Here is a 24490-nt window from a genome sequence, read left to right as displayed (position 1 = left end):
GATTGCACGTGATGCGTGATTGACATCGACGCAGAGAAAATCGCGGGCGAGATCTTCGGTGTTGCAGAGCGGTCACCGTATTGCAGGGGCTGTCATCGGCTACTGATGCGGGGCAGGCTGGCTGACGTGCCGCCCAGGACCTAACAAGCAGCCGGTGCACCGGACGAGTTGGCGAAGACTTCTCTCAAAGCATCACTAAAGGTCTGGTGCGAGAACGGCTTTGAGAGCACGCAATTGTGCTGGTAGCGCTGAGGTACGACGCTGGAATCGTAGCCGGTCACGAAGATGAACGGTATGCCGCGATACCGCAGAACGTCCGCAATTGGATAGACCACTAAGCCATCAACATTAACGTCGAGAACGGCGAGGTCGAAATCAGCCTGGAGCGCCAGAATCATGGCCTGCTCAAACTTGGCTGCCGGGCCAACCACGTGTCCCCCGAGATCGCATACCATGTCTTCGATCAGCATCGAGATCATGGTCTCATCTTCGACAATGAGAACGCGGGGGCTGCGGTCATTGTGCATAGGCGCTCTCCCGATGTTCCCGACCTGCTGTATGGATCCCTGCATGTGAGCCCGAATGTCCTTAATGAATGACGCTATCCTCGCTCGATCCCAGGAGCCGTTCGTACAGATCGAGTTGTCGGTTTCCGGGAACCGTCCTGCCGCTGGTGAGCGGCAGGACGTTCAGGTCTTTACTGACGTGAGGCTTGGAGTTCCCGGGCCTCGTCTATGACCCGATCGATCACGTCCGACTCGATCTCGAGCCCAAGCTTCTCGTTGAGTGCCTCGACAGGCTCCTCCGGCACTCCCTGCTTCGACAGCGCTGCAAGAGCTTCGGCAGCCTCGGTGATTTCGGCATCGGTGATTTCATCCTCCGTGTCCTCACTGACGCTCAAGGCCTTCTCGTAAGTGGCGATCAGGCCGACTGTGGAATGAGGCGCCGCATGCTGCCGGGCCGCCGCTGAGGCATTCACCGCGTTCATGCGACCGAGTTTGGCTGTATCCAGGCCGATGCTCTTGGCACTGGCTGCGGCTTGCTTCGCTTCGGAGGAGACTTTCACTCCAGCTTCTTTGGTTTCGCGCGTGCTGCTGCGTGCCTGCTCGGCCCTCGCTTGACCTTTTGCGGAAGCATCACTGGCGCCGGAGCTGCGGCCGCTGCGCTCGCTTGCGCCTCCGCGAGAACTCTCACCGCCACCGCCGCGGGAACCGCCACCGGAGCCACCTCCGTTTCCACCGCCGCCGGAGTTCCCGCCGCCGTTGCCGCCACCGCCACCATTTCCACCGCCATTTCCACCACCATTACCGCCACCGTTTCCTCCGCCGTCGCCGCCTTTAGCGTAGGCTTGAGACTTTTCAATCTTGAACGAAGCCATATCGAGCGACAGAGGCTGCAGGCTGACGGCGAGACCCAAAGCAAAGGCCGAAACTGTGAGAGCAAGACGTCGAGTCATAAAGTTTCCTTCCAGCAAATTCCGGGATCTCAAATTCTAGGATCTCTCGAATCCCTTTCATAAGGGCTACGTGAGAAATTTTCCCACGTCAACCTTGATGTGGGATTGCTTCCCACAAACAATCCGCTTACCTAGTAAGCATGTCCGGCGACGCCCCCCATTCCCTTGAACCAGCCAGGCTGCACGCGCCCTTGGCGCGCCTGCTGCGTCCGCTCGTGCGGCTCCTGATCCGCAGCGGGATCACGTTTCCCATGCTCGCGGAGCTGCTGCGCGAGCTTTTTGTGAACGTCGCCGAGTATGATTTCGCTCTTCAGGGCAAGGAGCAGACGGACAGCCGCGTCAGTCTCCTCACGGGCATCCACCGCAAGGAGGTTCGCCGCCTGCGCGGGGCGGGCGCTCCAGTCAATGTCGTTCCAGCGACCGTCTCGCAGACGAGCCGCATTCTTGCCCGCTGGCTTGCGGACCCGGAGTTCACCGATAGTGACGGACTCCCTCTGCCGCTCCCCCGCATTGCGGAGCCGCCGCAGCCGTCTTTTGAACGGCTCGTTGCCTCAGTCACCCGCGATGTGCGGTCCCGCGCTGTGCTGGACGAGTGGCTCGACCGCAAACTCGTGATTATCGACGACCAGGATCGCGCCGTCCTTGTCGAGGCGGCTTACGTTCCGCGGGGAGGGAATGACCAGCAGCTTTATTATCTCGGGCGCAACCTGCACGATCACATCGCTGCTGCGGTCGCGAATGTGGAGGCGCAATCGCCTCAATTCCTTGAGCGTGCCGTGCACTACGACGGCCTGACGAAGGATGTGGCCGAGCAGCTCCAGCAACGCTCCCGCGAGGTTGCGATGCAGGCTCTCCAGAAGTTGAACCGCGAGGCACACGCCGCCAGCGATGGAGTGACGCCCGGCGAGTGGCGGTGGAACTTCGGCGTCTACGTCTATTGCGAAGAGGTTGCGCCGTCGGCGGCCGCCGGAACGTCCACCAACAGCAACGACAAGGAGCCGCGGACGTGAGGAGCTGCGCCATTTCGATTGCACGAACCACTGCCTGCTGGCTGGCCGCGCTGGCGCTGCTCCTTGTCCCGATGGAGACGGCGCGGAGCCAAGATCCGCGTGACCGCGGCATTGGCGGCACCGGAGTGGTTTCTAGCGACCCTGAAAGCGATCGAGGCATCGGCGGTACAGGCATGATGGGCACGATCCGTGGGTTCGGCAGCATCATCGTCAACGGCTTGCATGTGACTTACGCGCCAGATGTGCCGGTGCGGATTGACGGGCAGCCCCGGGCGGTCTCAGATCTCCGGATCGGTCAGGTGGTGCGGGTTGTTGCCGAGACTCAGAACGGCGTGCTGCGAACAAGGCAGATCGACGTGACCAGTGAGGTTGTCGGCACCATCGAGGCAACAGGTAGCAAGACACTCAGAGTGCTTGGCCAATCCGTCTCAATCGAGAGCCTGAACAATACGCAGCAATGGCGGCGCGGGGAGCGTGTTGCGGTTTTCGGCCTGCGACGGCCGGATGGAACCATCGTCGCGAGCCTGATCGAACGCAGGGCCGAGGGGCCAGAGAAGGTTATTGGCAGCGTGATCAAGCTGCGCGACGGCAGCCTCGGGATCGGGCAGTTAAAGCTCAGCGGAGTAGCCCCAGCGCTCGTCGGTACCCGGGCTGTTCTGGAGGGTGCATACAAGAGTGGCGTTCTCGATGTGATCAGGACTGCCAAGGAGCGCGATCTTTTGGGACCCGAGATCCGGCGTTTCTCCATTGAGGCTTACGTCGAGCGGACACGGAACGGACTGCGTCTCGGTTCGGATCTCGAAGTTGCAGGAAAAGTCCCCTCGGCGCTTCCGGCGGGATCCTATGCCCCCGCCGTGGTGACCCTAGTGGCTGATCAGAGAGGACGACTGGGCCTTGAGCGGGTCTCGCTCGAGGGACCACCGGTTCGTTCAACCGGCTCTTCACAAGGTCCGAACACCCGTAGTGCCCCCAGCACGCCCGCCGGCACACAAGGGCGCAAAGCCCCACCGCATGACCGGGATCTCGGTCCTGCTCAGTCCCCCCGGGGTGAATCCCGATCCGGTACGGGTCGCGGGCGCAGTGATAGCAACGACTCGCCCGGGAATTCCGGCAATTCGCGGGGTGACTCGGCCGGTGGAAGCGGTGGGAACTCCGGCGGCAATGGCGGTGGCCACGGCGGCAGCGGCAACGGTGGTGGCAATGGGGGCGGGAACGGCAACGGAAATGGTGGCGGCGGGGGAAGGCGGTAATGGCGATCGTCCGTTGAGAGAAGGATTGACCGCTGAGTGGGCCAGAATGGCCCCACTATAGGTGATCTTGATCGCCTTGGAGGGAGAGCTGTTGCAGATCTCTGCGGGTGTAGAGGCGGAGACTTCGCAGCTCCCGGCCGGATCCTCGACATCAATCTTCCCAGCGCTGAGCGCTACGAACAGAAGTGTTCAACGTCCCTTGTTCCGCATCGTAAAGGAGCCCCTCCATCACGAACCGTCACGGGGCCGCGTTTAGAGCCGAGTTTGCCCCACCATGGCTTGGCGGCAGGATCTGATAGCCGGGCCACCCCTGCAACCAGACCTGAGGATATCGCAGGCCTGACCGATGACGCTGTTTTGTTGCTCTTCCTCTTCCTCTTCACATCAGGCGGTCATGCTTCCTATCTGAGTGATCCCGCCGGAACCGCACGAATGCGATGCCCAGATGCCATCTTCGGGCAGGGTGGGCTCGGCCTGCCGTTCCGGACCACGTGAAGCGCGGACTTTCGGACAGGGTCAACCCGAGCGGGTCCGGAACGCGGGCCAGGAATCTCATAGGCCACAACGGCGGGTGCCGTCGCAGCCCAGGCAGCGAGGCCACGCCCTCTCACCGTGATAAAGAGCGGAACGAGACGAACGAGCGAGACGTTAGTCGGGACTGAGGCCCAGCCCCCGGGAAACGGATAAGGATGCTATGCACGGCGGCTTTGGACCGAACGACAGTCTGAACCTCGTCCTGAATAGTGGGGAGACGGGCCCCCGCATCCGCGCCCACAACTGGGCCGCGACGCCGCTCCGCCGACCCGAGGGTTGATCGCAGGCACTCAAGATTCTTGTTGGCGTTATGGTAAGCTCGAAGCCGCCGATGTTCATCGCCGGGGGCCGGAACGCACGCAGCTCTACAACGACGCCTATGCCAGGATTCTTGCACGCAAACACCCAGCCGCCTTGGGCCGGCCAATCCTTGAGGTGTGGTCCGAGATCCATGACAGCCTCCTGCCGCTCGTTGAGCAGGCCTGCGTGGGCGAGCCGGTCCATATGGACGACATCTCTTTTGTACTGAAGCGGAGAGGTTATCCGGAGGAGGCCCACTTCTCCTATACCCCCTGTGCGTGACGAAGCGGGGGCGGTCGCCGGCTTCTGCAGCGGGCTCTCGGGCGACAATTGGGGGCGTGTCGAGATGGCTTTTGCGCCGGACGGCCTTCAGGTCCGGATCAGCGCAACGCTTCCACTGCATTCGTCATGAGATGACAGTCAACGACCTCGGCCGCATCCAGGTGCGCTGATCAGGCGATGCTCGCTGTTGGAACCTAGGTCCTGTCCCTCAGTTCCCCCTAGGCGCCACTACTGCACGACCCTTGACGCCACCCAAACTCGGGAATGTTCGCGCACATTTTCCATGGTGTCGCCCTAACGGAGATTGACATGCGGAAGGTCCTTCTTTTGGCAGTTGGACTGGCCCTCGTTGGAACATCAGCATGGAGCCAGAGTTCATCGCGGGACGATGATGATCGTCGAGACCGCTGGCATGATAATTATGACAGATGGGACAGAGATAGGGGCGCACCGGACGAGCGGCGCGAACGCGCCATGCGAGAGGATGATGATCGTGATGATCGTTCGGGCGGTAACGCTCGGTTCTTCGTGCGCAGCGGCGATACCCAGCTTCGCGTCATCTGTGGTGATCGGGAGTCTACCCAGGCCTGCGTCGATGCAGCGCTACGGCTCTATGACCGGGTGCAGTCGCAGCCTCGCGCGGGCACCGGCTCACCGATGCCGCCGGCGCCGCAATAACGGTGGCCGATCGGCGGGAACGATCCCCGCCGATCCCTCAGTCCTCGCAGACGCGGTAGCGTCTGATCACGATCTCGCCGAAGCGGTTTCTCTCCCGCCGCCGTTCATAATAGCAGTCCGGCTCGCGCCAGCGCGGGCCGCGCCCCCAGTCGCGGTCCCCGTCCCGGTCGCGCCAGTCGCGGCGCTCCCAGTCGCGGTCCGGATCCATCCGGGGCTGGGCGGAAACGCTGCCGGCGAGACCACAGGTGAGCAGGCCTGCCGCGAGTGCAAGGGGGAGGAGCTTGAGCCTGACCATGGATGACCCCGGCTGCTGATGGAACCTGCGGGACAACGGCTTCGGGACCGCCGCGTTCCTGGAGCAGCCCGGCGAAACGCTCCTGCGTAGAGAGGCAGGCTTTATTGTTCTTCACCTCTCAAGGATGGATCGTGGGATTAATTGCGCTGAGGTTTCCTGTGGCTGTTGGAGATGTCAGGAGTTCGACAGTCAGAACAGGGCAATTAACATGATAATCCCCTTCGAAATTAAGCAGAACTGACCCGCCGTCGATCCAGTAGGTCGATGTCAAAGAGACTTGGAATAACACCCACTCGCCATCTTTAACTAAGATGTTAGGGCACGATAGGCTAGATGTGCGATCTACGTATTGTGTCTTGGTCTGGCTGTCTCCGCCGACTATATCGCCCCATGTGCTTGCATAAAGGCTGGCGACGCTGGCGGTTTGACTGCCGTAGTAGTTGATCGTGGTCGCTCCTATATGCACTGTCAGCGAGGCATTTAAGGATAGGGAAACCGCGCCCCCGAATATTGTGCCAGGTACTGCCCGCGCCGTGCAATTGCCTTGGGAAATCAAGTCGGTCTTCGCGTTGATGACGGCGTAGTAATTCGAGTCGTTTTTCCAGGCGAAATAGAAGCTGATGCTGACAGTCTTGAAGGCTGTATCAACATTATCGCCGTAGAGGAATTTTGCCCAATTATTGAAGGCTTCTCTGTGCGGCTCCATGGATACTTCGAGAGGCGAAACCCAGATTGTAGCAGCCGTATCAACCGCGATCGGAGTTATGATGAGCGGTTTGCCTCCTACGTATTTATAGACTCTTCTGCTGTTCTCGATGCTCTCTCGGCTCTGTCTGATACGCGCAGCAAAATCAGTATCAGCTTGTGCCTTTTGCTCCTCCAAAATCCGGGTCACGTCGTCATGATGGTGCGTAAGAGCTTCGTTGACTTTGTTGAGATCGAATGCTCCCTCGGCAAACATTGGTTGAAGGCGCTTTCTGAGGTCGCGACGAAGGTCCCAAAGTCTCATGTCCAGAGATGAAGGAGACGGTAAGGGTTTCGACTGCTCGCGCTCTAAAATTTGGGATACAGCAGACTGCAAATCCGATCCGGAAGCGTTGGTCATTTCAGCCCCCCAGCAAAACGTGGCGCAGCGGCGCGGGAAGGGGTAGGCACAACGTCTGATCATAGCAGATCGCGGTCTCGAACGAAGCCGTGGCCTCCTCCTCCAGAAGGGTCAGCATACCTTCTTTTCGGGGGTATATGAGGAACCTGTCATGCAGAGTGCCTGAGTCTCTGCTTCGTTGATCGGGCTGCATTTATCTCCGAGAGCAGTCAAACGGCAATACCGAGGCTTTCGCGAGAATTTCGAAACAATCCGGCAGATCTGTAAGGGGCCGTAAATCGCTGAGACATCTAAGTCTTGGGTCCGTAGCCGGATCTGTACGCATCAGGAAGAACCGAGCCTGCGGATGGCAGTCATCTGGCAATCGTATAGCTGTCGCCGGCCTGCAGCAGAGCTTCGGTGCAGAGGCAATTTACGCTCATCCGAGTAGAGACGGACATATCCTCTCCGGCTCGTCTGCAAACCGCATCTAGGACAGTGTCCATTTCATCACATTGAAAAGAGGTCACTGGGTGATGGGCGCTCAGGTCTCTGCCTGGGCATGCAGGCTCGCTCCCGTCTCACGCGTCAAAAGATATATCAACGTATTGACATTAATGTCGGTCTCGATAATCTTCCTCTAGAGGAAATGACAATGCCTTTAGATAAAATTCTTCTCCAGTCTCTCACCTCTTCGGTTCGCCGCTTCGTCGATGAAAGGCTGATTCCCGAGGAAATGAGGGTTTCCAGGGCAGATGCCATCCCGGAGGCAACCGTTGAGGAGATGCGCCGGCTCGGGCTTTTCGGTCTCTCGGTCCCCGAAGTCTATGGGGGGCTGGGTTTGTCGATGGAGGAGGAGGTCTCAGTGATGCTCGAGCTCGGGCGGGCATCACCTGCTTTCCGCTCTCTGATCGCGACCAATGTGGGTATCGGTTCTCAGGGGATCGTTATCGATGGTACTGAGGAGCAGAAGCAGCGTTTCTTGCCGCCGATCGCCTCCGGAGAGATCATCGCGTCCTTCGCGCTGACGGAGCCGGAAGTTGGATCGGATGCGGCATCCGTGCGGACCACCGCCAGGCGGGAAGGGGATGTCTATTATCTCAAGGGCACAAAGAGGTTTATTACCAACGCACCCCGCGCCGGCCTCTTCACCGTCATGGCTCGAACCGATCCCTCCAAGCCGGGAGCCTCCGGCGTCTCGGCTTTCATCGTTGAGGCTGGCAGCCCGGGTTTGTCCATCGGCAAGCCTGAACACAAGATGGGGCAGCAGGGCTCACATGTAGCCGACGTGATCTTCGACGATTGTCCTGTACCCGCCGCCAATCTGATCGGCGGTGTGGAGGGACGGGGCTTTCGTACGGCCATGAAGGTTCTAGACCGCGGTCGCGTCGGCATCGCGGCCGCCTGCGTCGGATTTGCTGAGCGTATTCTCGATGAAATGGTCGCGTATGCAGCAAGCCGCCGGCAGTTCGGCTCGCCCATTGCGGAGTTCCAGCTCGTGCAGGCGATGGTTGCGGATTCGCGCACCGAGGCCTATGCGGCGCGATGCATGGTGCTCGAGACTGCCCGCGCCAAGGACGGGGGACTAAATATCGGCACTGAGGCCTCCTGCTGCAAGCTGTTTGCCTCCGAGATGGTGGGGCGTGTTGCCGACCGTAATGTGCAGATCCACGGCGGATCCGGCTACATTTCGGATTATGCCGCCGAACGCCACTATCGGGACGTTCGCCTCTACCGGATCTACGAGGGTACTTCGGAGATCCAGCGTCTCAAGATCGGGCGAGACACCGTCCGCGCTGCCAATGTGAGTTGACAACGATGAGCGCTACCTTCTTACCCATGGACAATGCTTCGCTCTTCGGCCTCTCCTCGGAGCAGAGGAGCTTTCGCGAGACGGCGCTCCGTTTTGCGCAGAACGTGCTTGCGCCCGCATCGCGACGTCTTGAGTCCGAAGGCCGTGTTCCGTTGTCTCTTCGCAAGCAGATGGGTGACCTCGGCCTGATCGGAGTGGAGCTTTCCACTGAATATGGAGGCTTGGGTGTCGATCACGTTACCAGCGGCGTCGTGATCGAGAGCATCGCCGAGGGTGATTTTAACGTGGCTTATATTCAGCTGCTTGCGTCCCTATGCGGCACCATCGTGGCACGTCATGCCTCGCCGGAGCTTGCGGCGGAGGTGCTGCCTGATGTGTGCAGCGGCGAGAAGCTGATCGCTCTGGCGCTCACTGAGCCTCAAGGCGGATCGGATGCAGCGGCATTGCGCCTTAAAGCTACTCGCAAAGGGGATTTCTATGTCCTCAACGGCGAGAAGACCTCCATCTCCATGGCGGATCAGGCGGAATACGCCGTGGTCTTTGCCCGCACCGGCACGGAGTCGGAACGGGCCTATGGCGTTTCGGCCTTTCTGGTCGATCTCGATACACCAGGTATCATTCGCACGCGGTTCGATGATCTCGGCGAGCATGCCGTTGGTCGTGGCTCGATCTTCTTCGACAATGTGCGCGTCCCGGCATCGCGCCTGCTGGGCGGAGAAGGCAAAGGCTTCGTGCAGGTGATGCAGGGTTTCGATTTCAGCCGGGCACTGATCGGCTTGCAATGTCTTTCTGTGGCCCGTGTGTGCTTGGCCGAGACCTGGAAATATGTCTCGGAGAGGAAAGCCTTCGGCAAACCTCTATCGGATAATCAGGGTGTTACCTTTCCACTTGCGGAATGTGAGACGCATGTCGAGGCCGCGCGCCTGCTCTGTTATCGGACATTGGCTGCGAAAGACGCTGATGCGCCACACACCCGCGAGGCGGCTATGTGTAAATGGTGGGCGCCGCAGCTCGCTTTCGAAGTGGTACATAAATGCCTGCTGATGCATGGGCACGCAGGCTATAGCACCGAACTGCCGTTCGAGCAGCGTCTGCGCGACGTGCTCGGCCTGCAGATCGGCGATGGCACGGCCCAGATCATGAAGCTTATCATTGCTCGTGAGACCCTGAAATCGCTCTCGGCCTGAATTCAATGGGTGCGACAGACGCCCAGCTTGTTGCGAGGAGGAAACGCCATGAAACTGGAACTGGACTCTCTGCCCAAACGCCGGGCCGCCATGAGGGAAAGCGGTCATTGGCAGGACATAACGCTTCTGGATCATCTCGCCCGTGCCGTCGCGCAGACGCCAGGCAAGACGGCCCTGGTCGCCAATCAGTCCGAACAGGGGCGGGAGCGCCGCTTTACCTATGAGGAGATCGACCGTCTGTCGGATTTCGTTGCGCTCAGCCTCGAAGAGCGCGGCGTAGGACATGGGGATGTGGTGTCATTCCAGCTCCCGAACTGGTGGGAGTTCACGATTCTGCACCTCGCCTGCCTTAAGCTTGGCGCGATCAGTAATCCTCTCATGGTGATCTTCCGCGAGCGTGAGCTGAATTTCATGCTCGGTCTTGCCGAGACGAAAGTGCTTATCGTTCCTGCTAAATTCCGGAATTTCGACTATGCCGCCATGGCCGCAAGCGTTCAGGCGCAGCTGCGCTCGCTGCAGCATGTCTTCGTGGTCGGTGGGGAAGGGGAGCAATCCTTCGACACCTTGCTGAAGCCGAAGGGCGGGGAGGAGGGACGCAAGCGCCTGCGCGATCGCAAGCTCTCACCCGACGATGTGATCCAGCTGCTCTATACCAGCGGCACCACGGGTGAGCCGAAGGGGGTGATGCATACATCCAATACGATGTTGTCCAATCTCGTACCCTTCGCGGAGCGGCTGCATCTGGGCACAAACGACGTTATCCATATGCCGTCGCCCATGGCTCACCAGCTTGGGTTCATGTACGGGCTTGTTCTCCCCATCATGCTTGGGGCGACGGCTGTGCTCCAGGACGTGTTTGTGGCGCAGACCATGGCGGCGCAGATCACGCAGGAAGGGGCGACCTTCACGATGGGCGCGACCCCCTTCCTCAACGATCTTACTGAATATGTGGAGCGCACCGGCACCTCGACGCCGACCCTACGCGTCTTCGTGTCGGCCGGTGCTCCTATCCCGCGGGCGCTCGTTACCAAGGCGCGACAGGCGCTTGGAGCTGCCATCATCTCTGCCTGGGGCATGTCGGAGAACGGAGCCGTCACCACCACGAGGCCCGAAGACCCCGAGGAGAAGACCACCAATACCGATGGCAAGGCGCTGCCGGGAATGGAGGTCCGTGTCGTCGATGCCAACGGGAGCGTGTTGCCCAGCGGCGAGGAAGGCCAACTTCAGGTGCGAGGTTGCTCCAACTTCGTCGGCTATCTCAAGCGGTCTGAGCTCAACAACATCAATTCCGACGGCTGGTTCGATACCGGCGATATCGCGCGCATGGATGAGGACGGATACATCCGCATCGCCGGCCGCTCGAAGGACATCATCATTCGGGGTGGTGAGAACATTCCCGTCGTCGAGATCGAAGGTATTCTCTTCAAGCACCCGAAGATCTCCAGTGTCGCCATTGTCGGCTATCCGGACGAACGCCTTGGCGAACGTGCTTGCGCCTATGTTACCTTGAAGGAAGGCACGACTCTGGCCTTCGAGGAAATGACATCCTATCTCAAGGAGCAGAAGATGGCGGTGCAATATATCCCAGAGCGACTCGAGATCGTGGATGAACTGCCACGTACGCCGAGCGGCAAGATTCAGAAGTTCAAGCTTCGCGAAGCCGCCAAGGGTACATCGCACTGAGTCGTAATCCGCCGCGCAGCAGGTGACTGCGCGGCGCTTATACCGTGCTCAACTTATCCTTCATGCGATCGAGCAGGCGATAGAGCAGGATTTGGTCCTCCAGACTGAAGCCATCGAGCGCCGCCTCATAGAACGCCTTGATCGAATTCAGCATCTGCGCCCAGATCTTCTCGCCTTTGGTGGTGAGCCTGATGAGTCGGCTGCGCCCATCCTCCGGATCCTTGACACGCTCCACCCAGCCTCGCGTTTCGAGCCTGTCCAGCACAGCGGTGAGATTCTGCCGGCTAAGCAGCAGGAACTCGATCAGGTCCTTTACTGACATGCCCTGTTCCCGAACCCGGGGGCGCGCGAGAGCGCCGAGCACCGCCCATTGCTGCGTGGTGCTGCCGTAATCGGCCATGAAGCGCGTCCCGTTCTTATGCATCAGGTTTGAGCATTGATACAGGCGGAAGAACAGGCGATTGGCGACCTCGAAATGTGGATCGCTCAAGGGCTCGCCAGCGGCTGGATTGGACTTTGCTTTACTCATGAAGAACCCTCAAAATTATATCAATTGCTTGCCATAACCGGAAATGTATCATAGTGTTGTCATAAGTTGATATAGCCGGTGAGTGCTACGATGCGCGATTTTCAGGATAAGACCATTATCATTACAGGCGGCGGAGGGGGAATAGGCTCTGCCACAGCGCGCCACCTCGCCTCGCGCGGCGGCCAGATCGCTGTTTACGACCGCGATCTGAATGCTGCCGAGAAGACGGTTTCAGCGATCAAGGCGGAAGGTGGTGTTGCTCAGGCCTTCGCCTGCGACATTACCAACCGGGACCAGATCGATCACGCGGTGGCTGCCACTGAAGAGGCGTTCGGCCCGATCTCCGTGCTTGTCAACAATGCCGGCTGGGACATTTTCCGTCCATTTCTCCAGACCTCGCCCGAGGAATGGGAGAAGCTCATCGCCATCAATCTCGTGGGCGCACTTCACATGCATCACGCAGTTCTGCCGCGGATGGCTGAGCGGAAGTACGGCCGCGTGATCAACATTGCGTCGGATGCGGCACGGGTGGGATCGACGGGCGAGGCGGTCTATGCCGCCTGCAAGGCCGCGCTGGTTGCCTTGTCGAAGACCCTGGCGCGCGAGCACGCACGCGACGGCATCACCCTCAACGTCGTCTGCCCGGGGCCGACCGACACCAATCTTTTCGCGGAATATGCAAAAGGTGCGGGCAATCCTGAAAAGCTCATGGAGGCTTTCCGTCGTTCCATCCCGCTCGGACGCATCGGCACGCCGGATGATCTGCCGGGCGCCATCGCGTTCTTTGCAAGCGACCAAGCCGGGTTCATCACGGGCCAGGTTCTCAGTGTCTCCGGAGGATTGACCATGTCTGGATGACATCGGTCGACGAATCCTCTGCAGCAAAAGCGGCGAAGACCGCTGGCTAACAAAATAAAGAGGTGGTTCGCATTCGCTTCAAAGGGAGGAAGCTTATGAAGCAATTCTTGAAGAAAACCCACGTCGTCGCGGCAGCCGCGGTGATGACGGTGAGCGCTTGGATGCTAGGCGCTGCCGAGGCTGCGGATCCGATCAAGATCGGCATCGTGGCTGATCTGTCGGGGCCCTGTGGCGCGCTGACGGATTCCGAGGTGAAGGCGATCAAGCTCGCCGTCGAGGAGGTGAACAAGGGCGGCGGCGTGCTCGGGCGTCCTTACGAGCTTGTGATCCGTGATTCCAAGACCAAACCCGACGAAGGCGCGAAAGTGGCGCGCGATCTCGTCGTCACCGATAAGGTGAATATTCTGACGGGCGTGTGCTCAAGCGCGGTCGTGCTCGCCGTGTCACCGGTGGCGAAGGAATACAAGATTCCATTCTACACGACCATCGGCGCAACGCAGCGCCCGAATTACGAACTCTGGCATCCTTACTACGTGCAGCTGCAGGCCAACGCCCTGATGGAGGCGCTTGCTGCCGCTGAATACGCGGCCACCCAGCCATGGAAGAAGATCGTCACCATCGGCCTCGACTATGAGTGGGGTCACATGACGGTGGAGCAGTTCGAGAAGCGCCTGAAGGCTCTCAAGCCCGATGCGCAGATCGTGAAGACGCTCTGGCCCAAGCTCGGCGAAACCAACATGACGTCGTACATCACGGCAGCCTTGGCCGAAAAGCCAGACATGGTGTTTGCGGTCACCTTCGGTGGTGCGACGAACAACCTGATTAAACAGGGCAAGAGCTACGGTCTTCTGCAACAGACGAAGCTTTTCGCCTTCCTGCCAGTTGATACCCTTAAGGCGCTCGCCAACGACTTGCCTGACGGTGTTCACGGCTTCGGGCGCGCTCCCCTGTTCGCGCTGAACACCGACAAGGCCAAGGCATTCGGTGAGACTTATCGTGCCGTCTATAACGACTATCCGGATGATTGGGCTGTGATGGGCTATGAGGGCATCCAGTTCCTCACCGCTGCCATCAAGGAGGCAGGCTCGGTCGATGCCGACAAGATCATGGCGGCCATGACGTCGATCCGAATGGATGTCATGCGCGGAGAGCTTAAAGTCCGCAAGCTCGACGGTAATGCCTATGCCCCCACCTTCGTCGGCGTCACCAAGAAAACCGCCGAGTATCCATTCCCCATCCTCGTCGACATCAAGCGAGTCGAAGGTGAGAAGGTTATGCCTACACCTGAAGAGGTCGAAGCCATGCGCAAGGCCAGCAACTGACATCAGTTTGCTGCGGCAGGCGAAATTCGCCTGCCGCAGCGGCGGGGAACATCATCATGATGCTCGTTCAAATTGCAAATGGTCTGATGGAGGGCATGATGCTCTTCCTCATCGCCTCGGGCCTGACGCTCATCTTCGGGGTGTCGCGAATCGTCAATTTCGCGCACGGCTCCTTCTACATGCTCGGGGCCTTTCTGACCTATCAGTTGATTCCGATTCTGACCGGGCTCGGCGATCTCAATTTCTTTCTGGCCGTTCTTCTCGCTGCCCTCATGGTCGCAATGATCGGTATGGCTTTCGAGGTTGCGATCCTGCGGCGCATCTATGGTGGTGACGAGCTTCTTCAACTTATCATTACGGTTGCTCTCGTTCTCATCATCCGCGATGCCGTACGCACCATCTGGGGCATCAACGATCTGACCACGCCTCTGCCGGACTCTTTGAGCGGTGCGGTCGAAATCGCTGGGCAATACTTTCCCATGTACCTGATCGTCGTATTTCTGGTCGGCATGGCCGTATCTGCCGCCATGATGGCGATCATCCGCTACACCCGCGCGGGCATTCTCCTGCGGGCGGCCACCGATGACCGTGGCATGGTCGCACTCCTAGGCATCGACCAGGCCCGCATCTTCACCGGCGTCTTCGCTGTAGGCTGCTTCCTTGCGGGGCTCGCAGGAGGGCTAGCGGCTCCGTTCGGAAACATCAATTCGCTACTCGACACCACCGTGATCGTGACCGCCTTCATCGTCGTGGTCATCGGCGGCCTAGGGAACCTGAGAGGCGCTCTCCTGAGCGCGCTCGCCATTGGCGTGCTCAAGGCAGTCGGTCTCCTGTGGTTTCCTCGGCTTTCTATGGTGATGATCTTCGTCGTGATGGCCGTCGTTCTCATTTTCCGCTCATCCGGACGTGCTCATGCGTAGTCTCGCTCCTACTGCCTCCACCGGTACTACCCTCCGCCAGGCTGGAATGATTGCTCTTCTGGGAGCCGTTCTAGGCCTAGCCGTGGCTCTGTTCCTCCTGCCGACAGGGCTGGTCTTTGCCATCACCGAGATCATGATTTGGGTGCTGTTTGCGACAAGTCTCAACTTTCTGATTTCCTACGGCGGCATGATCTCGTTCGGTCATGCGGCCTATTTCGGTCTCGGAGCCTATGGTCTGGCCCTGTCAGTCGTCCGGTTCGGGCTGCCGCTTTGGATAGCGATTGCGGCCGGTCCCCTCATTGCTGCGCTCGCGGCAGCGATATTCGGCGCTCTCTGCGTGCGACTCACGCGGATCTATTTCTCCATGCTCACGCTTGCTTGCGCGGAGATCACCTTCGCGGTGATCTTTCAGTGGTACGACTTCACTGGAGGTGATACGGGCATCGCGAGCTTCACGTCGACCCGTCTCGGGTTTGATGCTCCGCAATACGGCTTGATCGTGCTCGCCGTCGTGACCCTCTGTCTCACGCTCCTGTGGCTCGTCGTCAAATCGCCCTTCGGTATTGCCTTACGGGCCGTTGGCGAGGATCCGCGGCGCGCAGCGGCGAGCGGCTTCGACCCACGCATGACGCTCTGGGCAGCCTTTGTCATCAGCGGCTTCTTCGCCGGCATTGCCGGAACTCTGTTCGCGCTGTTTCACGGCAATGTCTTCCCGGATTACGCAGGCCTCGGCTTTTCTCTCGATGTGCTCGTGATGGTCGTTATCGGCGGTCTCCACAGCTTTGCCGGTGGGATCTATGGCGCAATCATCTACAAGCTGCTCGACACAATCGTGAGTCACTACTTCACACATTGGCAGCTCGTCATTGGTCTCACCCTTGCCGCCGTCATCATTTTCTCGCCGAAAGGCGCAGCGGGCTTCGCGTCACGGCTCTCGCCCGGTATCAGAGGAGGAAAAACGCGATGACTGCGATCCTCGAACTTGTGAACGTGAGCAAGAGCTTTGGCGGCTTCCGCGCGCTCACGGATGTGAGCTTCTCGGTAGTTGCAGGGGAGTCTCACGCTCTCATCGGCCCGAATGGCGCGGGCAAGTCCACGCTCGTCAACGTGCTGTGCGGCCAGATTGCGGCTGACAGCGGCAAGGTCCTGTTCGAGAGCCGCGACATCTCAGGTCTTGCTGCCCATCAGATCGCCCGAAAGGGCGTCGGACGCACCTTTCAGGTCAGCCGCACCTATCGTCACATGAGCGTCTACGAGAACATGCTGAGCGCCTTTATCGGCAGCGGATCCGGACGATACAGCCTGAGCCGGTCACTTCTCGACGATCACCGCGATCGGGTGACGGCAGCTTTGCAATCGGTAGGTCTCGAAACCTGCACTCATCTGTCCGTCGAAAAGCTTTCTCCGGGAGATCGCAAGCGGCTCGAATTCGGAATGGCGCTTGCGGGTGACCCGAAGCTCCTCGTCCTTGATGAACCCACCGCAGGCATGGGCCTGATCGAGCGCCAGGATCTCATGAGAATGGTGACACAGGTGGTCAAGGAGCGTAGCGTGGCACTGCTCTTCGTTGAGCATGATATCGACATTGTGTTCACGCTTGCGGACCGCATTACGGTTCTCGCGCAGGGCAAGGTTCTGGCAGCGGGGCAGCCGCAGGAAATCGCCGCCAACAAACAGGTGCAAGACGTTTATCTCGGCAGGAGCCTTCACTGATGCTTGTTCTTGAAGGTATCCATGCAGGCTATGATCAGGGTAACGTTCTTCATGGTATCTCCCTTGAAATCAAGGAAGGCGAGGTGGTCTGCCTCATCGGCCGCAACGGCATTGGCAAGTCGAGCACGATGCGCTCCGTCGTGCAGAACCAGATTAAGGTTCACCGCGGCAGCATTCGCTTTCTCGGTCAGGAACTTACCGGCCGTAAGCCGCACGAGATCGTTCGTCTCGGCATCGGCTATGTTCCGGAGGACCGGCGGGTGTTCTCCAGTCTGACGGTGGCGGAAAATCTTGCAACCCCCAAACACCGCGCGCCACCAGCAGGGTTGCGAGAGTGGAATTTCGATCGCGTTTTTGGCCTGTTTCCCAAGCTTCAAGTTCTGATGTCACGCCAAGCGGGTGTTTTATCCGGCGGAGAGCAGCAGATGCTGAGCATCGCGAGAGCACTGATGATCCAGCCACGCCTGCTGCTCTTGGACGAGCCGCATGAGGGCTTGGCCCCCATTATCTCGGAGCAGGTGATCGATGCGATCAACGTGCTGAAGAAGGAGGGCGTTGCGATGCTCGTGTCCGAGCAGCAGATCCGCCTGATCGAGAATTGCGCCGACCGGGTCTATGTGCTCGATCGCGGCGCCATCGCCTTCTCAGGATCGGCACAGGAATTCCTGAAGGATCCGGAGATCGCACGGCGACACCTGATGATCGGCTAGGAGGGAGGCGCTGAAAGATGAAGGACAATCAAAACCTTCAGGACTATGCTTGGCACCCGAGCCCGGAATTCCGTGCCGCAGCGAACTGGCATGAGTTCTTCAAGGTTGCGGGTGCTCCGGATTATGAAACGCTGGCCCAGCGTACGGTGGCGGAGCCGGAGTGGTTCTGGAACGCCCTGATCCGTTATCTGAAGATTCCGTTTCTGAGGCCCTATGAGCGCGTGCTCGATACGTCTGAAGGCATTGCCTGGCCGCACTGGTGTGTCGGCGGCACCACCAATCTCGTGCTCGCCTGCCTCGATCGACACGTACAGGGGGGGCGGGGCAGACATGCGGCCATCGTTTGGGAAGGCGAAGACGGGACAAAGCGTACGCTGAGTTATGCCGAGCTTCATCGGGAGAGCTGCCGTCTTGCTGCGGGCCTGAAGGGCCTTGGCATCGAGAAAGGCGCTCCGGTCGGCTTATACCTTCCCATGGTGCCGGAAACGGCCGTTGCCTTCCTGGCGCTCGCCCGATTGGGAGCCGTGGTGGTTCCGCTGTTCTCCGGTTATGGGGCTGATGCTATCGTCTCTCGTCTGAACGACGTGAACGCCGTGGCCGTTATTACCACCGACGGTACCCTGCGTCGCGGCAACACCGTACCGATGAAGTCCATCATCGACGAAGCCGCGCGATCCATTCCGACATTGAGGCACGTGGTTGTCACTTCGCGGCTTGGTCTCGATGTGCCGATGGAGGAGGGGCGCGATATCCGTTGGGAGGATCTGTGCCGCGACCAGTCCGTGGATTTTCCCGCCACAGAGCTCGATGCGGAAGCGGCTCTCATGGTGATCTACACCTCAGGCACGACCGGCAAGCCGAAGGGCACCGTTCACACCCATATCGGCTTCACCGTTAAGACAGGCGAGGATTATCACATCTATTTCGATATGAAGCCTGAGGATCGGGTGCTGTGGATGACCGATTTCGGTTGGCTCGTGGGTCCTGCGCAATTGGTGGCGACGCTGCTTGCAGGCGCGACTCTGGTCCTGGCAGAAGGCGTTCCTGATTATCCGGCTGCGGATCGGTTATGGCGGCTTGTCGAAGCGCACAAGGTCAGTTTCCTCGGTATGAGCCCGACGCTTGCCCGCCTCATGCGGAATGCGGGCGAGGCGCTGGTGTCCGGACGCGACCTGTCCTCTATCCGTGTTGCGGCCTCGACAGGCGAGCCGTGGGACAAGGCCTCCTGGCTCTGGATCTTCGAACACGCGCTCAAGCGCAGGGCGCCGCTGCAGAACTATTCCGGCGGAACGGAAATGGGCGGCATCCTTTCTACGAACATCCTCAAGCCCTTGAAGCCAGCAAGTTTTTCGGGGCCCATCCTTGGTGCGGGCGCGGATATCGTTGATGCGGATGGCCGCAGTGTCGGCGACAACCAGGTTGGCGAACTCGTCATGCGTGCGCCGTGCATCGGTACGACCCGAGGTTTGTGGAACGATCCCGAGCGCTACATCGAGAGCTACTGGAGCAAGATCCCCGGCATGTGGGTGCAGGGTGATTGGGCCATGCGTGACAATGATGGTGTCTGGACGATCCACGGGCGCTCCGATGATACCATCAAGATTGCAGGCAAGCGCGTCGGCCCCGCCGAGATCGAAGCGCTGGCCCTGGCAACAGGCACTGTAGCGGATATCGCCGCCGTTGCTGTGAAGGACGAGATCAAGGGCGCTGCCATCGTGTGCGTGGCCGTGCCGATCCGCGGCATAAACGAGGCTTCGGTTACTGCAGCCATTGCACAAGCCATCAGTAAGGGCTTGGGCAGTTCGTTTCGCCCCAAAGCCGTCTATTGCGTATCCGAGCTCCCTAAGACCCGTAACATGAAGACGATGCGAAGGGTCATTCGCGCCGTTCTCGCCGGGGAGGCCTTGGGCGATCTAAGCGCGCTTCTCAACCCATCAGCCGTTGATGAGATCCGTCGTACTGTAACGGGAGCTGCCGAATGAGACTGTCAGGAACCGTCGCCCTGATCACCGGTGCCGGCGGACCGATGGGCCGCAGCGTAGCGGAGCGGTTTGCCGAGGAGGGGGCGACCCTCGTGATTACCGATATTTCCGGACGGCGTCTTGATGAGGCACGGGGTTCCGTGACTTCTCGCCTGAGGAACGGAGCTGAAGTTGTCGCCCTCCGTGCCGACATTACCCAAGCTGCGGAGGCGTTACAGGTTGTCGATCTGGCGCTGTCATCGTTCGGACAGGTGGACGCTTTGATCAATGTAGTCGGCGGCATCCGCTCTACCGAGATTTCGGTGCCCATGACTGAAATGGATGAGGCGCGTTGGGACGACACCTTCGCCTTTAACATCAAGGGCATCTTCCATCTCGTAAAGGCGCTCGCGCCTGGCATGCAGGAGCGCAGGCGCGGACGCATCGTCAATGTATCCTCTATCAATTTTGCGGGCGAAGCAGGAGTTGCCGATTACGGTGCGGCGAAAGCGGCCATCGCCTCTTTGACCCGTAGCCTCGCCATTGAACTGGCTCCAGCGGTGAACGTAAACTGCATAGCACCGGGCCTTATCAACACGTCCGTCATGCAGCGCCTGTCGGCGGTGGAGCGACGGGACTACGCGAACCGCACGCTGCTGAAGCGGCTCGGAGAGCCTGTCGACATCGCCAATGCCGCTCTGTTCCTGGCGAGCGACGAGGCATCCTTCATTACCGGCCATATCCTGCCCGTTTCCGGCGGAATTTGGCCCGCGCTTTAGGCTCATTTTCGGAGAGCTAAAATAATTCTTGCCATGCTGCGTCGAAATATATCAATGAGTTGACATATATTGGAGGGCTTTCTAATTTTTGATCACAGGACACGGGCCTCCGCTGGACGACACAGCAGGGGCCGCAAGGGAGGACAAGATAATGAGCCAGTACGAAGACATTCTCTACGAAGTGCGCCCTGAAGGTATTGCGCGGATCACGATCAACCGGCCTGAACGCTACAATGCCTTCCGGGGGCGGACCATTGAAGAAATGATTGATGCGTTCCAGCGCGCCGGATGGGACCGCTCCATCGGCGTAATCGTGCTCACAGGTGCCGGCGAGAAGGCTTTCTGCACGGGCGGCGATCAGACTGCGCATGACGGTCAATATGATGGGCGCGGGACCATCGGTCTTCCCGTCGAAGAATTGCAGAGCTTGATCCGCGATGTGCCAAAGCCCGTGATCGCCCGCGTTGACGGCTTCGCCATCGGCGGCGGAAACGTGCTGGCGACGGTGTGTGATCTGACGATCGCCTCAGATCGTGCGCAATTCGGTCAGGTCGGGCCGAAGGTTGGCTCCGTTGATCCGGGTTTCGGCACTGCTTATCTCGCCCGTGTCGTCGGCGAGAAGAAGGCTCGCGAGATCTGGTACATGTGCCGCCGCTACAGTGCAGAAGAGGCGTTGCGCATGGGCCTCGTCAATACCGTCGTTCCTCATACGGAGCTCGATGCCGAGGTGGATCGCTGGTGCGCCGAACTGCTGGAGCGCAGCCCGACCGCGGTTGCGCTCGCAAAACGCTCCTTCAACGCAGATACCGAGAGCATCCGCGGCATCGCGAGCCTCGGTATGCATGCGCTGAGTCTCTATTACGATACGGATGAATCAAAGGAGGGCGGCATCGCCTTCCGGGAGAAGCGGAAGCCGAATTTCCGTCGCTACATCAGGTCCTCCAACTCCAAAGGCGAGTAACGGCCATGCGCGCGGCTTTCATCACGGGACATGGTGGCAACGAAGTGGTCGAGATCGGCCAGAGGCCAGAGCCGGTCAGGGCATCCGGTGAGATCCTGGTGCGAATGAAAGCCGCGACGCTCAACCGTGTCGATCTCTATATGCGCGACAGCGGCGCGGGCATCACGCATCAATTGCCTCAGATCATGGGCGTCGATGGCGCGGGAATCGTCGAGGAGGTTGGCCCGGACGAGAAGACAATCAAGGCCGGTGACCGCGTGGTGCTTCATCCCGGCATCGTGTGCGGTCGCTGCGAGTTCTGCCAACGGGGCGATCAGGTGCTTTGCGTCGGCATCCGATACCTCGGCGAGCATCGGGACGGAACCATGGCGGAGTTCGTCAGCGTTCCGGCGGAAAACGTCTTTCTTATGCCCGAGAATTTTGACTTCGCGGAAGCTGCCGCTCTCGGCGTCAATCATCTTACCGCATGGCGCATGGTGTTCACCAAGACGCAGGTAAAGCCGTGGGAGACCGTGCTGATTTTTGGTATCGGCGGTGGCGTGTCGCTGGCAGCACTTCAGCTCGTCAAGGCTATCGGCAGCAGGGCCATCGTGACCTCGCGGGAGGATGAAAAGTTGGAGCGCGCCCGTGCCCTGGGGGCGGACGAGACTATCAATGGCCGCACAGAAGATGTAGCCCGGCGAGCCATGGAACTGACTGGCGGACGCGGCGTGGACGTGGTGATCGAGAACGTGGGCGAGGCCGTGTGGCCCGCAGCTCTGCGATCTCTCGTGCGCGGTGGGCGCATCGCCACCTGCGGCGCAACGACGGGCGATAATCCTTCATCCGATCTGCGCCGCCTCTTCATCCGACAGCTTCAGATTTTTGGTTCGACCGCAGGCAATTTTTCTGAGTTTCGTGATCTCATCGAGTTCTGCAAGCGGGGCGATATCAGGCCTGTCATCGATTCCCGCTATGGTCTCGACGAAACCCATGCAGCTCTGTCTCGCCTTGAAGCCGGAGAGCAGTTCGGCAAGATAGCTATCAATATCGAATCTCGCTGAAAGGCCTGACGACGGTGACAACTCTTCAATCGAAGGATGATAGGCCGACCCTTTCCGTCAACCTGCGGCGGCAGGGTGGCGTGGCCATCATCGAGGTCGACAATCCGCCAGTAAACGCCATGTCCGCGCATGTGCGCAACCAGTTGACGACCGTGCTTGAGGAGATTGAAGCAGATGCCTCGATCTCAGGAATCGTGCTGACCGGAAGCGGCGGCCGGTTCATCGCGGGCGCCGATATCCGCGAATTCGGCAAGCCGCCCATCTCACCGACACTACCTGACGTGGTGGAGGCTCTGGACCGGTGCGCCAAGCCGATTGCTGCAGCCATTGAAGGACAGGCCCTCGGTGGAGGGCTTGAACTGACGCTGGCTTGCGATTGGCGAGTAGCGGCTGCAGGTGCGGTTCTCGGACTTCCCGAGGTGAAGCTCGGATTGATTCCGGGTGCCGGCGGAACGCAGCGCCTGCCGAGGCTAATCGGAATTGCAAAATCCATCGAACTCATCGCCAGCGGAAAAATCCTCAAGGCGTCCGAGGCAGCGTGCATTGGTCTCATCGACGATGTCGTTGAAGACGACGTCGTGGAGGCTTGTCTGAAAAAGCTGCAGGAGCTCCGGGACACGAAGCGACGCGTCTCCTCTTTGGCTGTCCCGGACGAGATGAACACGCAAATTGAGGAAGCGCGCGCGTCTGTCCTGAAGAACAAGCGCAACGCGTCAGATGCTGCAAAGACGGCTGTGGAGGTTGTCGCCAATGCGGCGCATCTTGACTTCGTCAAGGGCCTAGCAGCCGAGAGAGCGGCCTTCGTCCGATTGCGTGATGGGGAGGAGGCGGCAGCACTCCGCTATCTATTCTTCGCAGAGCGCGAGGCGCCCAAGGTTCCAGGTTTGAATGCATCGCCTCTGCCGGTCGGGATGGTAGGCGTGATCGGCGCGGGAACGATGGGATCGGCGATTGCCGTAGCGCTCATGAATGCTGGCCTCTTCGTAGTCTTGGTAGAGCAAAGTGCGCAGGCGCTTGAGAAGGGGCTCGGTCGGATTGACGAAATTCTCAACCGATCCGTCAAGTCCGGGCGATTGTCCGCCGATTCAGTGCGAAGTCAACGGCAGGCGCTCGTCACCTCCACAAACATGCTGGCGCTCGCCAAGGTCGACCTCGTGATCGAGGCAGCATTCGAGGATCTCGATGTGAAGCTTGATCTGTTCGGGCAACTCGACCGAATAGTCTCGCCGCAAGCCATTCTCGCGACCAACACCTCGTATCTCGACATCAATGCAATTGCTGCAGCAACAGCCACGCCGGAGCGCGTTCTAGGTCTGCACTTCTTCAGCCCGGCTCATGTTATGCGCTTGCTCGAGGTCGTGCGCGGGATGGTTACATCTGACGAAGCTCTGGCGACTGGCCTTGCGCTGGCACGAAAGTTGGGAAAGCTGCCGATTGTCGCCGGCGTGTGCGAAGGCTTCATTGGCAACCGGATTTTCTCTGCCTACCGCCGCCAGTGCGAGATCATGCTCGAGGAGGGGGCTCTGCCGGAAGAGATCGATAGCGCACTAGAATCGTTCGGTTTCGCCATGGGACCTTTCGCTGTTGCAGATCTCGCTGGTCTCGACATCTCCTGGAGCCGCCGTAAGCGCCTCGCGGCCACTCGCGATCCCCGCGAGCGCTATGTTCCTGTGGCCGATATGCTGTGTGAACGGGGGCGTTTCGGTCAAAAGACGGGTGCAGGCTGGTATCGCTACCTGGATCCCGAGCGGAGGCGAGAGCCCGATCCCAACGTGCGCGCGCTGATCGAGCAGGTTTCCGCATCTCGCAGGATAGAACGCCGGTCTTTCAACGCCGATGAGATTCGGCAGCGCGCCCTCGCAGCGATGTTGAACGAATCTGTGCTTGTGGTCGAGGATCGCATTGCCCAGCGTACATCGGACATCGATGTGGTTCTTGTGCATGGGTACGGATTTCCCGCGACCCGTGGAGGACCGCTGTTCTGGGCCTCGCGGCAGGACCCGGCCATGCTGAAACGGGCGCTCGATGCGGTCGAGGCTTCGACCGGCTTCGGATTCCAGTGCGCGAAAAATATTCCCGATATTTTGCGTAAGGTCGCATCATCATGAAAATCATAGTGCCA

At 59.7% G+C, this 24490-nt stretch carries 22 protein-coding genes; 17 read left to right on the top strand and 5 right to left on the bottom strand.

Going from position 1 to position 24490, the window contains the following annotated elements; translation table 11 throughout:
- Nucleotides 1-140: 140 nt before the first annotated feature.
- On the bottom strand, nucleotides 141-527 hold the full coding sequence (locus ACUXUR_RS16705) for a response regulator (protein WP_445503480.1): 387 nt from the start codon (nucleotides 525-527) through the stop codon (nucleotides 141-143).
- 170 nt (nucleotides 528-697) lie between these two features.
- Entirely contained in the window at nucleotides 698-1456 is a 759-nt protein-coding gene (locus tag ACUXUR_RS16700) for a hypothetical protein (RefSeq protein WP_445503479.1), read from the bottom strand.
- A gap of 140 nt (nucleotides 1457-1596) precedes the next feature.
- Between ACUXUR_RS16700 and ACUXUR_RS16695 the strand changes: the two genes are divergently transcribed.
- The 3 genes from ACUXUR_RS16695 to ACUXUR_RS16685 all read left to right on the top strand — a co-directional run bounded on the left by ACUXUR_RS16695 (nucleotide 1597) and on the right by ACUXUR_RS16685 (nucleotide 5510).
- The gene (locus tag ACUXUR_RS16695; RefSeq protein WP_445503478.1) at nucleotides 1597-2466 is read left to right on the top strand and encodes a DUF6502 family protein; all 870 of its coding nucleotides are present in this window, start codon (nucleotides 1597-1599) and stop codon (nucleotides 2464-2466) included.
- Nucleotides 2463-3716: a DUF5666 domain-containing protein gene (locus ACUXUR_RS16690; protein WP_445503477.1), complete on the top strand. Its 1254-nt coding sequence runs from the start codon at nucleotides 2463-2465 to the stop codon at nucleotides 3714-3716. The genes ACUXUR_RS16695 and ACUXUR_RS16690 overlap by 4 nt, the downstream gene beginning before the upstream one ends.
- Nucleotides 3717-5141: 1425 nt before the next feature.
- A complete protein-coding gene (locus tag ACUXUR_RS16685) occupies nucleotides 5142-5510 on the top strand; it encodes a hypothetical protein (RefSeq protein WP_445503476.1) in 369 nt (122 codons plus the stop codon).
- Between the two features lie 37 nt (nucleotides 5511-5547).
- Here ACUXUR_RS16685 and ACUXUR_RS16680 read toward each other — a convergent pair whose 3' ends face one another.
- Together ACUXUR_RS16680 and ACUXUR_RS16675 are read right to left on the bottom strand one after the other, a co-directional pair.
- Entirely contained in the window at nucleotides 5548-5805 is a 258-nt protein-coding gene (locus tag ACUXUR_RS16680) for a hypothetical protein (protein ID WP_445503475.1), read from the bottom strand.
- A gap of 118 nt (nucleotides 5806-5923) precedes the next feature.
- On the bottom strand, nucleotides 5924-6910 hold the full coding sequence (locus tag ACUXUR_RS16675) for a hypothetical protein (protein WP_445503474.1): 987 nt from the start codon (nucleotides 6908-6910) through the stop codon (nucleotides 5924-5926).
- 634 nt (nucleotides 6911-7544) lie between these two features.
- On the opposite strand from ACUXUR_RS16675, the gene ACUXUR_RS16670 reads away from it, so the two are divergent.
- Genes ACUXUR_RS16670 through ACUXUR_RS16660 form a run of 3 tightly spaced genes read left to right on the top strand, consistent with a single transcriptional unit; the run spans nucleotide 7545 to nucleotide 11572 of the window.
- Nucleotides 7545-8702: an acyl-CoA dehydrogenase family protein gene (locus ACUXUR_RS16670; protein ID WP_445503473.1), complete on the top strand. Its 1158-nt coding sequence runs from the start codon at nucleotides 7545-7547 to the stop codon at nucleotides 8700-8702.
- A gap of 5 nt (nucleotides 8703-8707) precedes the next feature.
- Nucleotides 8708-9889: a cyclohexanecarboxyl-CoA dehydrogenase gene (aliB, locus tag ACUXUR_RS16665; RefSeq protein ID WP_445503472.1), complete on the top strand. Its 1182-nt coding sequence runs from the start codon at nucleotides 8708-8710 to the stop codon at nucleotides 9887-9889.
- 48 nt (nucleotides 9890-9937) lie between these two features.
- Entirely contained in the window at nucleotides 9938-11572 is a 1635-nt protein-coding gene (locus tag ACUXUR_RS16660; RefSeq protein ID WP_445503471.1) for a cyclohexanecarboxylate-CoA ligase, read from the top strand.
- 37 nt (nucleotides 11573-11609) lie between these two features.
- On the opposite strand, the gene ACUXUR_RS16655 is transcribed toward ACUXUR_RS16660, so the two are convergent.
- Nucleotides 11610-12101, bottom strand: a complete 492-nt coding sequence (locus ACUXUR_RS16655) for a MarR family winged helix-turn-helix transcriptional regulator (protein WP_445503470.1) — start codon at nucleotides 12099-12101, stop codon at nucleotides 11610-11612.
- A gap of 90 nt (nucleotides 12102-12191) precedes the next feature.
- Here ACUXUR_RS16655 and ACUXUR_RS16650 point away from each other — a divergent pair, with 90 nt between their 5' ends.
- From ACUXUR_RS16650 to ACUXUR_RS16600, 11 genes are all read left to right on the top strand, one after another.
- Entirely contained in the window at nucleotides 12192-12959 is a 768-nt protein-coding gene (locus ACUXUR_RS16650) for a glucose 1-dehydrogenase (protein ID WP_445503469.1), read from the top strand.
- Between the two features lie 95 nt (nucleotides 12960-13054).
- Complete coding sequence (locus tag ACUXUR_RS16645; RefSeq protein WP_445503468.1) at nucleotides 13055-14281, top strand: ABC transporter substrate-binding protein; 1227 nt, start codon at nucleotides 13055-13057, stop codon at nucleotides 14279-14281.
- Between the two features lie 56 nt (nucleotides 14282-14337).
- On the top strand, nucleotides 14338-15201 hold the full coding sequence (locus ACUXUR_RS16640; RefSeq protein WP_445503467.1) for a branched-chain amino acid ABC transporter permease: 864 nt from the start codon (nucleotides 14338-14340) through the stop codon (nucleotides 15199-15201).
- Nucleotides 15194-16168, top strand: a complete 975-nt coding sequence (locus ACUXUR_RS16635; RefSeq protein ID WP_445503466.1) for a branched-chain amino acid ABC transporter permease — start codon at nucleotides 15194-15196, stop codon at nucleotides 16166-16168. Before ACUXUR_RS16640 ends, ACUXUR_RS16635 begins: the two co-directional genes overlap by 8 nt.
- On the top strand, nucleotides 16165-16914 hold the full coding sequence (locus ACUXUR_RS16630; protein ID WP_445503465.1) for an ABC transporter ATP-binding protein: 750 nt from the start codon (nucleotides 16165-16167) through the stop codon (nucleotides 16912-16914). Before ACUXUR_RS16635 ends, ACUXUR_RS16630 begins: the two co-directional genes overlap by 4 nt.
- Nucleotides 16914-17624, top strand: coding sequence for an ABC transporter ATP-binding protein (locus ACUXUR_RS16625; protein WP_445503464.1), 711 nt, complete (start codon nucleotides 16914-16916; stop codon nucleotides 17622-17624). Before ACUXUR_RS16630 ends, ACUXUR_RS16625 begins: the two co-directional genes overlap by 1 nt.
- Nucleotides 17625-17641: 17 nt before the next feature.
- Nucleotides 17642-19606 (top strand): AMP-binding protein, encoded by a 1965-nt coding sequence (locus ACUXUR_RS16620; protein ID WP_445503463.1) that lies wholly within the window; start codon nucleotides 17642-17644, stop codon nucleotides 19604-19606.
- Nucleotides 19603-20364: an SDR family NAD(P)-dependent oxidoreductase gene (locus tag ACUXUR_RS16615; protein ID WP_445503462.1), complete on the top strand. Its 762-nt coding sequence runs from the start codon at nucleotides 19603-19605 to the stop codon at nucleotides 20362-20364. Before ACUXUR_RS16620 ends, ACUXUR_RS16615 begins: the two co-directional genes overlap by 4 nt.
- Nucleotides 20365-20515: 151 nt before the next feature.
- Nucleotides 20516-21325: a 2-ketocyclohexanecarboxyl-CoA hydrolase gene (badI, locus tag ACUXUR_RS16610; RefSeq protein WP_445503461.1), complete on the top strand. Its 810-nt coding sequence runs from the start codon at nucleotides 20516-20518 to the stop codon at nucleotides 21323-21325.
- Between the two features lie 5 nt (nucleotides 21326-21330).
- The gene (locus tag ACUXUR_RS16605) at nucleotides 21331-22368 is read left to right on the top strand and encodes a zinc-binding dehydrogenase (protein ID WP_445503460.1); all 1038 of its coding nucleotides are present in this window, start codon (nucleotides 21331-21333) and stop codon (nucleotides 22366-22368) included.
- 14 nt (nucleotides 22369-22382) lie between these two features.
- Entirely contained in the window at nucleotides 22383-24476 is a 2094-nt protein-coding gene (locus tag ACUXUR_RS16600; RefSeq protein ID WP_445503459.1) for a 3-hydroxyacyl-CoA dehydrogenase NAD-binding domain-containing protein, read from the top strand.
- Nucleotides 24477-24490 lie beyond the last annotated feature (14 nt).

It is taken from the genome of Microvirga medicaginis (assembly GCF_052658925.1).
This window is presented reverse-complemented; position numbering and strand designations above follow the sequence as displayed.